Annotated in this window: 12 protein-coding genes; 8 read left to right on the top strand and 4 right to left on the bottom strand. The window is 67.4% G+C overall.

The window, feature by feature from the left end; genetic code table 11:
• Both C665_RS15380 and C665_RS15375 read right to left on the bottom strand, forming a co-directional pair.
• Positions 1–389: alpha/beta fold hydrolase (locus tag C665_RS15380; protein WP_004321411.1), on the bottom strand; the 389-nt coding region annotated here is incomplete at its 3' end.
• Between the two features lie 157 nt (positions 390–546).
• Positions 547–762 carry a YdcH family protein gene (locus C665_RS15375; protein ID WP_004321408.1) on the bottom strand — a complete coding sequence of 72 codons (216 nt, stop codon included), beginning with the start codon at positions 760–762 and terminating at the stop codon, positions 547–549.
• A 199-nt stretch (positions 763–961) separates the two neighbouring features.
• Here C665_RS15375 and greB point away from each other — a divergent pair, with 199 nt between their 5' ends.
• From greB to htpG, 3 genes are all read left to right on the top strand, one after another.
• Entirely contained in the window at positions 962–1,516 is a 555-nt protein-coding gene (gene greB / locus C665_RS15370; RefSeq protein WP_004321404.1) for a transcription elongation factor GreB, read from the top strand.
• 130 nt (positions 1,517–1,646) lie between these two features.
• The gene (locus tag C665_RS15365; RefSeq protein ID WP_004321401.1) at positions 1,647–3,281 is read left to right on the top strand and encodes a methyl-accepting chemotaxis protein; all 1,635 of its coding nucleotides are present in this window, start codon (positions 1,647–1,649) and stop codon (positions 3,279–3,281) included.
• Positions 3,282–3,367: 86 nt separating this feature from the next.
• Positions 3,368–5,311, top strand: a complete 1,944-nt coding sequence (gene htpG / locus C665_RS15360; RefSeq protein ID WP_004321400.1) for a molecular chaperone HtpG — start codon at positions 3,368–3,370, stop codon at positions 5,309–5,311.
• A gap of 155 nt (positions 5,312–5,466) precedes the next feature.
• Here the strand turns inward: htpG and C665_RS15355 are convergent, their stop codons facing one another.
• Positions 5,467–5,829, bottom strand: a complete 363-nt coding sequence (locus C665_RS15355; protein ID WP_004321398.1) for a hypothetical protein — start codon at positions 5,827–5,829, stop codon at positions 5,467–5,469.
• Between the two features lie 131 nt (positions 5,830–5,960).
• Positions 5,961–6,164, bottom strand: a complete 204-nt coding sequence (locus tag C665_RS15350) for a cold-shock protein (protein ID WP_004321396.1) — start codon at positions 6,162–6,164, stop codon at positions 5,961–5,963.
• Between the two features lie 335 nt (positions 6,165–6,499).
• Between C665_RS15350 and C665_RS15345 the strand changes: the two genes are divergently transcribed.
• The 5 genes from C665_RS15345 to C665_RS15325 all read left to right on the top strand — a co-directional run bounded on the left by C665_RS15345 (position 6,500) and on the right by C665_RS15325 (position 11,211).
• Positions 6,500–7,267, top strand: a complete 768-nt coding sequence (locus C665_RS15345) for an ABC transporter ATP-binding protein (RefSeq protein ID WP_004321394.1) — start codon at positions 6,500–6,502, stop codon at positions 7,265–7,267.
• 19 nt (positions 7,268–7,286) lie between these two features.
• Complete coding sequence (locus C665_RS15340) at positions 7,287–8,009, top strand: ABC transporter ATP-binding protein (RefSeq protein ID WP_004321392.1); 723 nt, start codon at positions 7,287–7,289, stop codon at positions 8,007–8,009.
• 57 nt (positions 8,010–8,066) lie between these two features.
• Complete coding sequence (locus C665_RS15335; protein ID WP_004321389.1) at positions 8,067–9,281, top strand: ABC transporter substrate-binding protein; 1,215 nt, start codon at positions 8,067–8,069, stop codon at positions 9,279–9,281.
• A gap of 71 nt (positions 9,282–9,352) precedes the next feature.
• Positions 9,353–10,234: a branched-chain amino acid ABC transporter permease gene (locus tag C665_RS15330; RefSeq protein ID WP_004321386.1), complete on the top strand. Its 882-nt coding sequence runs from the start codon at positions 9,353–9,355 to the stop codon at positions 10,232–10,234.
• Positions 10,235–10,257: 23 nt separating this feature from the next.
• Positions 10,258–11,211, top strand: coding sequence for a branched-chain amino acid ABC transporter permease (locus tag C665_RS15325; protein ID WP_004321383.1), 954 nt, complete (start codon positions 10,258–10,260; stop codon positions 11,209–11,211).
• The last annotated feature ends 80 nt before the right edge of the window (positions 11,212–11,291 follow it).

Here is an 11,291-nt window from a genome sequence, read left to right as displayed (position 1 = left end):
AGGGGCGCGACCGGCATCGGCGCGAGGCTGCCGAGCAGGTGCAGGCGGCCGATGCGCGTCGGGGCGGCGGCCGCGGCGGCGAGCGCGACCAGCGAGCCCATGCTGTGGCCGGCGAGTTCGAAGCGGTCCAGCCCCCGCGCGTCGGCGAAGGCGAGCACCCACGTCGCCATGGCGTCGACCGCGCCGGGGGCCTCGCCTTCCGAATCGCCGTGACCGGGGAGATCGGGGACGATCACCCGGCGACCGGCCGCGGCCAGCCCGGCAGTGACCGCCTGCCAGACGCCGCGGTCGTGACCGGCGCCATGGATCAGCAGGATGGCCGGCGCGGTGGCGGGGCCGAAGTCGTCGAAGGCGGCGCGGCGGCCGTCGAGCTGGAGGGTGTGGGTCATGGGTGTGTTCGTGGAGGCGTCGGGAGGGGCGGACGGCGGGGTTGTCCGCGTCCGGGTGGGAGTCGTGAGGCGCAGGGACGGGCGCGCGCCGCTCCGGGTACCGGGGCGCCGGGGCGCTCGGATGTTCGAACGGGCGGGCGTTTCGGCGCGCGGAGGCTCAGGCGTATTCGTCGGGGTCGAGCATGTGCTCGATTGCCACGATGCGGTCCTTGAGCGCGAGCTTGCGCTTCTTGAGCCGGCGCAGCATGAGCTCGTCCTCGACCGGGTTGTCGGCGAGACGGGCGATCGCGTCGTCGAGGTCGCGGTGCTCGAGGCGCAGCTCTTCCAGCCGCTGGCGCAGGCTGGTCACATCGTCGAAGCTCTCCCCGCTCATGCTCGTTCCCCTGGCGTGTGCGCCGGCCGTGGGCGAAGTGCCGGGCGGCGTCGTTTTGCCGGCAATGGTATGCGGCGGCGCAGGGGATGACAACACGACCGCAGGCGCGCGCCGTCCTGGGGTGAAGAACGCCGCGACGCTTCCCCGGCGGGCGCCGATTTCTTACCATGCGCCCCTCGATACCGACCGGAATGCGCAAGTGAACAAGGCCTTCGTGAAGGAGAGCGACGGCGACGACGGGGACGAGGAGCTCGCCCCCGCGTTGCGGCTGCCGCCGGGAAGCAAGAACTACATGACGCGGCGCGGCTACGATGCGCTGCGCGTCGAGCTCGACCAGCTCGTGCGCGTCGAGCGCCCGAAGCTGGTCGAGACCGTGGCCTGGGCCGCGGGCAACGGCGATCGCTCGGAGAACGGCGACTACATCTACGGCAAGAAGCGCCTGCGCGAGATCGACCGCCGCATCCGCTTCCTGATCAAGCGCATCGAGAGCGCCGAGGTGGTCGATCCCGAGCGCCAGCAGGGCCTGGAGCAGGTCTTCTTCGGTGCGACGGTGAGCTTCAGCGATCTCGATACCGCGGAGGAGCAGACCCTGCAGATCGTCGGGGTCGACGAGGCCGACGCCTCGCAGGGGCGCATCAGCTGGATCTCGCCCCTGGCGCGTGCGGTGCTCAAGGCGCGCGTCGGCGACGTGGTGCGCTTCCACAGCCCGGCCGGCGTGCGCGAGATCGAGATCGGCGCGGTGGAATACCGCTGAACGGTGGAGTGGCATTCAGGCTGCAGGGTGCTCAAGTCGGGCCGAATGCTGCCGTTGACCGGACGAAGCGGCTGTACGCCCAGGCGACAGCCCTCCCGCAAAGTCTTCCTTTCGTGGATGGTCCGGCAAGATGCGTTTCGAATCCCTCACCGTCGCCCGCCGCCTGGCGCTGATGCTGCTCGTCGCCCTCGCGGGCATGGTCCTGCTCGCGCTCGCGGCCTTGTACGAAAACCGCGACGACATGCGCGAGGGCTATGCGCGCAACGTGCGCAGCCAGATCGAACTGGCCACCGGGGTGCTCGCGCATTTCCACGCGCTGGAGCAGGCCGGCGTGCTCGACCGCGAGGCGGCGCAGAAGGCTGCGAAGGACACGCTGCGCGGGCTGCGCTACCAGAACAACGAGTACTTCTTCGTGCTCGATCTCGAGCTGAACATGCTGATGCACCCGCTGCGGCCCGCGCTCGAGGGCAAGCTCGCCGACCTGAAGGACAGCGCGGGCAAGCACTTCGTGCGCGAGATGGTGACGCTGGCGCGCGCGCAGGGGCAGGGCTTCGTGGACTACACCTGGCCGCGCTCGGGCGTCGCCACCGACCCGGCCCAGCCCAAGCTGAGCTACGTGAAGGCCTTCCCGTCCTGGGGCTGGGTGGTGGGCTCGGGCGTGTATGTGGATGACATCGATGCTGCCTTCAATGACGCGGCGCTGCGCTTCGGCGCCCTGGTCGCGGTTGTGCTCGTGCTGCTCGGGCTGATCGGCGTGTGGGTGATCCGCGGGGTCACCGGCGCGCTCGGTGGCGAGCCGGCCTACGTCGGCGCGATCATGAAGCGCGCCGCTGCCGGCGATCTGGCGGTGGACGTGGAGCAGCGCGGGCGGGGCGACAGCCTGCTCGGCAACCTCTCGAACATGCTCGCGCAGCTGCGCGCCATGATCGGCGCGATCGGCGGCAGCGCCTCGCGCCTGGGCGCGAGCGCGCGCGAGATCCACGCGGTGTCGCGCTCGGTGTCCGAGGCCTCGGTCTCGCAGACCGGCGCGACCGCGTCGATCGCCGCCGCCATCGAGGAGATGACCGTGAGCATCGAGCAGATCTCCGACAGTGCGCGCCTGGCCGAGCAGCATTCGAGCACCGCGGCCGGGCTCGCCGACGAGGGCGCCGGCAAGGCCGAGCGCGCGGCGCGCGAGATGCAGGCCATTGCCGCGCGCGTGGGCGACGCGGCGCAGAAGATCCAGCAGCTCGTGGCACGCGCCGACGAGGTCGGCACCATCGCCAACGTGATCAAGGAGATCGCCGGCCAGACCAACCTGCTCGCGCTCAACGCGGCCATCGAGGCCGCGCGCGCCGGCGAGCAGGGGCGCGGCTTCGCGGTGGTGGCCGACGAGGTGCGCGGCCTGGCCGAGCGCACCGCGGTGGCCACCGTGCAGATCGAGAAGGTGATCGAGGGCATCCAGAACGAGACCCGCGCCACCGTGGGCGCGATGGCCGAGGTGTCGAGCCAGGTCGATGGCGGCGTGGCGCTGGTGGGCGACGCGACCGATTCGCTGCACCGCATCCGCAGCACCGCGGGCGAGGCGCTCGAGCGCATCCGCGAGGTGGCCTACGCCACCGGCGAGCAGAGCAGCGCCTCCACCGAGATCGCCCGCCAGGTGCAGACCATCACCGAGATGGCCGACGGCACCTCGGGCTCGATGCACAGCGTGGTGGTCGCGGCCGAGCAGCTGCAGGGCCTGGCCGCCGAGCTCGACGCCCTGGTCGGGCGCTTCCGCTGCTGATCCGCGGGGGCGGTGGCGCTTGAAATCCGCCGCCGTGCCCCCAACTGCTGCTGCGTTTCGACAACCCCTCGACGGAGCAGCTTCCAATGTCCGAAGTCCACAACCCTTCGCAACCTTCCTCCCAGACGCTCGCCTTCCAGGCCGAGGTGAAGCAGCTGCTTCACCTGATGATCCACTCGCTGTATTCCAACCGCGAGATCTTCCTGCGCGAGCTCGTCTCCAACGCCTCGGATGCCTGCGACAAGCTGCGCTTCGAGGCGCTCGACAACGGCGCGCTGTATGAGGACGACAGCGAGCTGAAGATCCGCATCGGCTTCGACGCCGAGGCCAGGACGATCACCATCGCCGACAACGGCATCGGCATGAGCCGCGACGAGGCGATCGCCCACCTGGGCACCATCGCCAAGTCGGGTACCAAGGAGTTCTTCGGCAAGCTTACCGGCGACCAGAAGAAGGACGCCCACCTCATCGGCCAGTTCGGTGTCGGCTTCTACTCCGCCTTCATCGTCGCCGACAAGGTCACCGTGGTGTCGCGCCGCGCCGGGCTCCCTGCCGACCAGGGCGTGAAGTGGGAATGCTCGATGACGGGCGACGAAGCCGGCGCCTACACCGTGGCGCAGGTCGACAAGCCCGGGCGCGGCACGGAGATCACGCTGCACCTGCGCGAGGGCCAGGAAGACCTGCTGTCGTCGTGGAAGCTGAAGAGCCTGATCCGCAAGTACTCCGATCACATCGTGCAGCCGATCGTGATGAAGAAGGAGGAATGGAACGAGGAGCAGAAGAAGCAGGTCGTGACCGACGAGGACGAGACCGTCAACCAGGCCAACGCGCTGTGGACGCGCTCGAAGAACGACATCACGGACGACGAGTACACCGCCTTCTACAAGCACGTCGCCCACGACTTCGAGGACCCGCTGGCGTGGACGCACTCGCGCGTCGAGGGCCGCCACGAATACACGAATCTGCTCTACATCCCGAAGAACGCGCCCTTCGACCTGTGGGACCGCAACGCCAAGCACGGCATCAAGCTCTATGTGAAGCGCGTCTTCATCATGGACGACGCCGAGAAGCTGATGCCGACCTACCTGCGCTTCGTGCGCGGGGTGGTCGATTCGGCCGACCTGCCGCTCAACGTGTCGCGCGAGATCCTGCAGGAATCCAAGGACATCGACACCATCCGCGCCGGCTGCACCAAGAAGGTGCTGACCCTGCTCGAGAGCCTGGCCAACAGCGACGAGGCCGCGGACAAGGACAAGTACGCCGAGTTCTGGAAGGCCTTCGGCAAGGTGCTCAAGGAAGGCGTGGGCGAGGACTTCGCCAACAAGGACAAGATCGCCGGCCTGCTGCGCTTCGCTTCGACCAAGCTGGATACGCCCGACGAGGTGGTGTCGCTCGCCGACTACATCGGCCGCATGAAGGAAGGCCAGGACAAGATCTACTTCGTCACCGCCGAGACCTTCAACGCGGCGAAGAACAGCCCGCATCTCGAGGTCTTCCGCAAGAAGGGCATCGAGGTGCTGCTGCTCACCGACCGCGTCGACGAGTGGGTGACCGGTAACCTCACCGAGTTCGACGGCAAGGCGATGGTGTCGGTCGCCAAGGGCGGGCTCGACCTGGGCGCGCTGGAGGACGAGGCCGAGAAGCAGGAGGTCGAGAAGGCCGCCGACGAGTACAAGGAGCTGGTCGACAAGATGAAGGCGAGCCTGGGCGAGCGCGTCAAGGACGTGAAGGTGACGCTGCGCCTGACCGACTCCCCGGCCTGCCTGGTCGCCGACGAGCACGACCTCGGCATGAACCTCGCGCGCATCCTCAAGGCTGCGGGCCAGAACGCGCCGGTCTCCAAGCCCATCCTCGAGATCAACCCCAACCACCCGGCGGTGCTGCGCCTGAAGTACGAGGACAAGCACTTCGACGACTGGGCGGCGGTGCTGTTCGACCAGGCCCTGCTGGCCGAGGGCGGCACGCTCGACGATCCGGCCACCTTCGTCAAGCGCATCAACCAGCTGATGATGGCGATGAGCGGGAACTGATCCGGCTGCGGCCGGGCACTGCAAGCGCAACGGGCGGCGCGCCGAAGGGCGGCCGCCCGTTCGTTTCAGCTCAGTCGTGCAGGCTCCGCACGGGCTGCGCGAGTGCGCAGGCGCGCGCGCTCACCGCTGCGCGGCGCGGCGGGAGCGCGCGCAACTCAATTTTCGGGTGCGAACCCGTAGTACGAGCCGTACGCCGAGGGTGCGGGTGCGTAGGCGGCGACCTTGATCGCATCGGGCAGGCACACCGTGTCGGTGAAGCCGTCGATGCCGCGTGCGTCCTCGTGCCACCGCGCCTCGATCTCGCTCTCCGACAGGCCGTCGAGATGCAGATTGTGGTCGAGGCGGGCCGAGCGATATTCGAAGCCGGTGTCGTGGGCGATGAACAAGGTATGCGGGCAGGCGGTGATGCGCGTCTCGTCGCTGGGGTCGGCGCCCATCACGCGCACGCCGCAGAAGGGGCAATGCACGGGTGTGTAGTAGTAGGTCTCGAGTTCGGTTCTCTGGATGAGCCGGGTCATCGGGCTGTCCTCCATTCGTAGGGGTGATCGGTCGCGCTGCCGCTTTTCGGCAGGCCGAAAAGCAAAAAGGCCCGACTCTCGTCGGGCCTCTCGAGGCGATTGGCGCCGCAGGCGCCGGTTCGCGATGCAGCTCAGGCGGCGCGGATGTTGGACGCCTGCAGGCCCTTGGGGCCGGTGGTCACGTCGAACGTGACGCGCTGGCCTTCGGCGAGGGTCTTGAAACCCTGGCCCTGGATGGCGGAAAAGTGGGCGAAGAGGTCGTCACCACCCGCTTCCGGGGTGATGAAGCCGAAGCCTTTGGAATCGTTGAACCACTTCACGGTGCCGTTTGCCATGTCTTGAATCTCCTGAAAATGGGGAAAGCCCCCTGGTTGGGGCGAGGTTCAAGACAGCGAGGTACGACTTGAGGAAATACGGCCCGAGGAACCGGATATGCCGACAAATGAACTACATGACTTGAATATCGCTGCGGCGCAGTATGCGCGAAAGCTGCCCATAAAGATAGATATATTTTATTTTTCTTGTCCGTGGTGCCCCGGCAGCGTGGCCCGAGGCACGTCGAGGCTCGGCCCGGCAGGGTTTGCCCATTGGGGCAAACGATAGGTTGACGCCTCTCCGGGCGGCCGGAACACTGCCCGCAACAAAAAACGAACCCGGGCAGGAGACAGCCTTGAGCGAGTTCATTCTCGAAACCCGTGGACTCACCAAGGAGTTCAAGGGCTTCGTCGCCGTATCCAATGTCGACCTGAAGGTGCGGACGGGGCACATCCATGCCCTGATCGGCCCCAACGGCGCGGGCAAGACCACGGTCTTCAACCTGCTGACCAAGTTCCTGCCGCCGACTGCAGGCTCCATCCTGTTCGACGGCAAGGACGTCACCCGCGAGGCGCCGGCGGTGACCGCGCGCCGCGGCATGGTGCGCTCCTTCCAGATCTCGGCGACCTTTCCCAACCTGACGGTGCTCGAGAACGTGCGCATCGGCCTGCAGCGCAGGCTGGGAACGGAATTCCACTTCTGGCGCTCGGCGAAGTCGCTGGATGTCCTGAACGACGAGGCGATGGCCCTGCTCGAGGCGGTGGATCTCACCCGGTTCGCCGACACCGTCACCGCCGAGATGCCCTATGGCCGCAAGCGCGCGCTCGAGATCGCCACCACGCTGGCGCTCGAGCCCCGCATGCTGTTGCTCGACGAACCCACCCAGGGCATGGGGGGCGAGGACATCGCGCGCGTGGTCGAACTCATCCGCAAGGTGTCCGCCAACCGCACCATCCTGATGGTGGAGCACAACCTCTCGGTGGTCGCCAACCTGTGCGACCGCATCACCGTGCTCACCCGCGGCAGCGTGCTCGCCGAAGGCAGCTACGCCGAGGTGTCGAAGAACCCCAAGGTGCTCGAGGCCTACGTCGGCTCCGACGACATCGGCGACGCCCACCACTGATCCCCGCCCCCGAAACGCCATGACCAGTGCCTTCACCCCTCATCCGGAGATGCTCCGGATCCACGACCTCCACGCCTTCTACGGCGAGTCGCACATCCTGCACGGCATCGACATCAAGGTGGCGCGCGGCGAATGCGTGACCTTGCTCGGGCGCAACGGCTCCGGACGCTCGACGACCTTGAAATCGGTGCTCGGCCTGGTCGGCAAGCGCACCGGGTCGATCATGGTCAACGGCCGCGAGGTGATCGCCGAGCCCACCCACCGCATGGCGCGCTACGGCATCGGCTACGTGCCCGAGGAGCGCGCGATCTTCGCCTCGCTCAGCACCGAGGAGAACCTGATGCTGCCGCCGCAGGTGGCGAGCGGGGCGCTGTCGGTGGAAGAGATCTACCAGATGTTTCCCAACCTGCAGGAACGCCGCAACAGCCCAGGCTCCAAGCTCTCGGGCGGCGAGCAGCAGATGCTGGCGATGGCGCGCGTGCTGCGCACCGGGGCCAAGCTGCTGCTGCTCGACGAGATCACCGAGGGGCTGGCGCCGGTGATCGTGAAGAAGCTCGGCGAGGTCATCGTCGAGCTGAAATCGCGCGGCTTCACCATCGTGCTGGTGGAGCAGAACTTCCGCTTCGCCGCCCCGCTGGCCGACCGCCACTACGTGCTCGAGCACGGCGAGATCATCGCCACCATCACCGCGGAGGAGCTCCCCGGGAAGATGGACTGGCTGCACCAGACGCTGGGGGTCTGAGCGGCTGCACCGCGCAGTCCCTGCGTAACAACCACACGAACGAGACGGAGACCCACGATGCAGATGAAGAAACTCACCACCCTGGCCTGCGCGGCCGCCTTCGCCATGCTGTCGGGCGCGGCGAGTGCGCAGATTTCGGGCAACACGGTCAAGATCGGCGTGCTCACCGACATGTCGGGCACCTATTCCGACCTTGCCGGCGCAGGCGCGGTGCTCGCCACCCAGATGGCGATCGAGGACTTCATCGCCGAGGCCAAACCGGCCTTCAAGGTCGAGATGGTCTCCGCCGACCACCAGAACAAGGCCGACATCGCTTCCAACAAGGCGCGCGAATGGTTCGAGCGCGAGGGCGTCGACACGGCTACCGAGCTCGTCACCACCTCGACCGCGCTCGCGGTGATGAAGATCGCCAAGGAGATGAACCGCGTCGCGCTGATGAGCGGCCCGGCCTCGACGCCGATCACCAACGAGCAGTGCAACGACGTGACGGTGCACTACACCTACGACACCTATGCGCTCGCCAACGGCACCGCCAAGGCGGTGACGCAGCAAGGCGGCAACACCTGGTTCTTCCTGACCGCCGACTATGCCTTCGGTCAGGCGCTGGAGAAGGATTCGTCCGCGGTGGTGACGGCCAACGGCGGCAAGGTGCTCGGCTCGGTACGCCATCCCTTCCCGGCGTCCGACTTCTCGTCCTTCCTGCTTCAGGCCCAGGCCTCGGGCGCCAAGATCATCGGTCTGGCCAACGCCGGCGCCGACACCACCAACGCGATCAAGCAGGCGGCCGAGTTCGGCGTCACGCCCAAGCAGTCGCTCGCCGGCCTGCTGATGTTCATCTCCGACGTGCACTCGCTCGGCCTGCAGGCCACCCAGGGCATGTACCTGACCACCGGCTTCTACTGGGATCTCGACGACCAGACCCGCGCCTGGTCCAAGCGCTTCTTCGAGAAGCAGAAGCGCATGCCGACCATGGTGCAGGCCGGCCAGTACTCCTCGGTGCTGCACTACCTGCGCGCGGTGCAGGCCACCGGCACGGACGAGGCGGGCAAGGTCATGGCGCAGATGAAGGCCACCCCGATCAAGGACTTCTTCGGCAAGAACGGCCGCATCCGCGAGGATGGGCGCATGGTGCACGACATGTACCTGGCGCAGGTGAAGACGCCCGCCGAGTCGAAGTACCCGTGGGACTACTACCACATCCGCCAGACCATCCCGGCGGAAGAGGCCTTCCAGCCGCTGGCGCAGTCGAAGTGCCCGCTGGTCAAGAAGTGAGCTGATCGCGGGGCGTCCCGCACTTCACGACGCAGCGGGGCGGCACGGCCGTCCCGCTGCGGGAGTCGCACATGGAAATCTTCGGCGTTCCGAGCGCGCTGCTCGGCAGCCAGCTGCTGGTCGGCCTCATCAACGGTTCGTTCTACGCGATCCTGAGCCTGGGCCTGGCCATCATCTTCGGCCTGCTCAACATCATCAACTTCACCCACGGCGCCCAGTACATGATGGGCGCCTTCGTGGCGTGGATCGCGCTCAACAAGCTCGGCATCAACTACTGGGTCGCGCTGCTGTTCGCGCCCATCGTCATCGGCGCGCTCGGCGTGCTGATCGAGCGCACGATGCTGCGCAAGCTCTACAAGCTCGACCACCTCTACGGCCTCTTGCTCACCTTCGGCCTGGCGCTGATCTTCGAGGGCATCTTCCGCGACCAGTACGGCATCTCCGGCCAGTCCTACCCGGTGCCCGAGCTGCTGCAGGGCGGGGTGAACCTCGGCTTCATGTTCCTGCCGATCTACCGCGGCTGGGTCGTGGTGGCCGCGCTGACGGTGTGCTTCGCCACCTGGTTCGTCATCGAGAAGACCAAGCTCGGCGCCTACCTGCGCGCCGGCACCGAGAACGCGCAGATGGTGCAGGCGCTCGGCATCAACGTGCCGCTGCTGATCACCTTCACCTACGGCTTCGGCGTCGCGCTCGCCGCCTTCGCCGGGGTGCTCGCGGCGCCGGTGTACCAGGTCAGTCCGCTGATGGGCTCCAACCTCATCATCGTGGTGTTCGCGGTGGTCGTGATCGGCGGCATGGGTTCGATCATGGGCTCCATCCTCACCGGCCTCGGCCTGGGGCTGATCGAGGGGCTGACGCGGGTGTTCTACCCGGAGGCTTCGGCAGTGGTGGTGTTCGTGATCATGGTAATCGTGCTGCTGGTGCGGCCCGCCGGCCTGTTCGGCAAGGCCTGAGCGCGGGCAAAGGAATCAGACTGATGAACAACCCCAATTCGATGTTCGCCCGCGCCATGCCGATCCTGTTCGGCGCGCTGTTCCTGATCGGGCTGGTGGCGCCGTTCGCGGTGTATCCCACCTTTCTGATGAAGGTCCTGTGCTTCGGGCTGTTCGCGTGCGCGTTCAACCTGCTGCTCGGCTTCGCCGGGCTGCTCTCCTTCGGCCATGCCGCCTTCCTCGGCAGCGCCGGCTACGTGTGCGGCATGCTGGTGCGCGACCTGGGGGTGACGCCCGAGCTCGGCATCCTCGGCGGCACGCTCGCCGCCGGCGCGCTCGGCTGGGTCTTCGGCGTGCTGGCGATCCGCCGTACCGGGATCTACTTCGCGATGATCACGCTGGCGCTGTCGCAGATGGTGTATTTCGTCGTGCTGCAGTGGAAGGCGACCGGTGGCGAGGACGGCTTGCAGGGCGTACCGCGCGGACATCTGTTCGGTGTCATCGACCTGTCGAACAACCTCGCGATGTACTACCTCGTGTTCGCGGTGTTCTGCATCGGCTTCTTCATCATCTACCGTGCGATCCATTCGCCCTTCGGGCAGATCCTCAAGGCGATCCGCGAGAACGAGCCGCGCGCGATGTCGCTCGGCTACGACGTGGCCAAGTTCAAGCTGCTCGCCTTCGTGCTCTCGGCCGCGCTCGCCGGCATGGCGGGGGCGACCAAGACCCTGGTGTTCCAGCTCGCCTCGCTCACCGACGTGCATTGGCACATGTCGGGCGAGGTGGTGCTGATGACGCTGCTCGGCGGCCTCGGCACCGTGCTCGGCCCGCTGGTCGGCGCCGCCACCATCGTGTCGCTGCAGACCGAGCTCGCCGACAGCGTGGGCTCCTGGGTCACGGTGATCATGGGCACGATCTTCGTGGTCTGCGTGCTGCTGTTCCGCCGCGGCATCGTCGGCGAGCTACAGGCGCTGATCCGGCGCGCCGGCATCCGCTGAGGACGGCGGTTCCACAGCCGGCTTCGCGGCGCCCGCGCCCTGCGCACCCACCGGGGGGTGCGCAGGGCGCGGGCGTTTTT

The organism is Thauera aminoaromatica S2, from assembly GCF_000310185.1.
GTDB classification, from domain to species: Bacteria; Pseudomonadota; Gammaproteobacteria; order Burkholderiales; family Rhodocyclaceae; genus Thauera; species Thauera aminoaromatica.
This window is presented reverse-complemented; position numbering and strand designations above follow the sequence as displayed.

Excerpts from the sequence above, each read along its gene's own strand:
- C665_RS15375 (WP_004321408.1), bottom strand. The coding sequence starts at position 762 with ATGAGCGGGGAGAGCTTCGACGATGTGACCAGCCTGCGCCAGCGGCTG.
- C665_RS15365 (WP_004321401.1), top strand. The coding sequence starts at position 1,647 with ATGCGTTTCGAATCCCTCACCGTCGCCCGCCGCCTGGCGCTGATGCTG.
- htpG (WP_004321400.1), top strand. The coding sequence starts at position 3,368 with ATGTCCGAAGTCCACAACCCTTCGCAACCTTCCTCCCAGACGCTCGCC.
- C665_RS15355 (WP_004321398.1), bottom strand. The coding sequence starts at position 5,829 with ATGACCCGGCTCATCCAGAGAACCGAACTCGAGACCTACTACTACACA.
- C665_RS15350 (WP_004321396.1), bottom strand. The coding sequence starts at position 6,164 with ATGGCAAACGGCACCGTGAAGTGGTTCAACGATTCCAAAGGCTTCGGC.
- C665_RS15340 (WP_004321392.1), top strand. The coding sequence starts at position 7,287 with ATGACCAGTGCCTTCACCCCTCATCCGGAGATGCTCCGGATCCACGAC.
- C665_RS15335 (WP_004321389.1), top strand. The coding sequence starts at position 8,067 with ATGCAGATGAAGAAACTCACCACCCTGGCCTGCGCGGCCGCCTTCGCC.
- C665_RS15330 (WP_004321386.1), top strand. The coding sequence starts at position 9,353 with ATGGAAATCTTCGGCGTTCCGAGCGCGCTGCTCGGCAGCCAGCTGCTG.
- C665_RS15325 (WP_004321383.1), top strand. The coding sequence starts at position 10,258 with ATGAACAACCCCAATTCGATGTTCGCCCGCGCCATGCCGATCCTGTTC.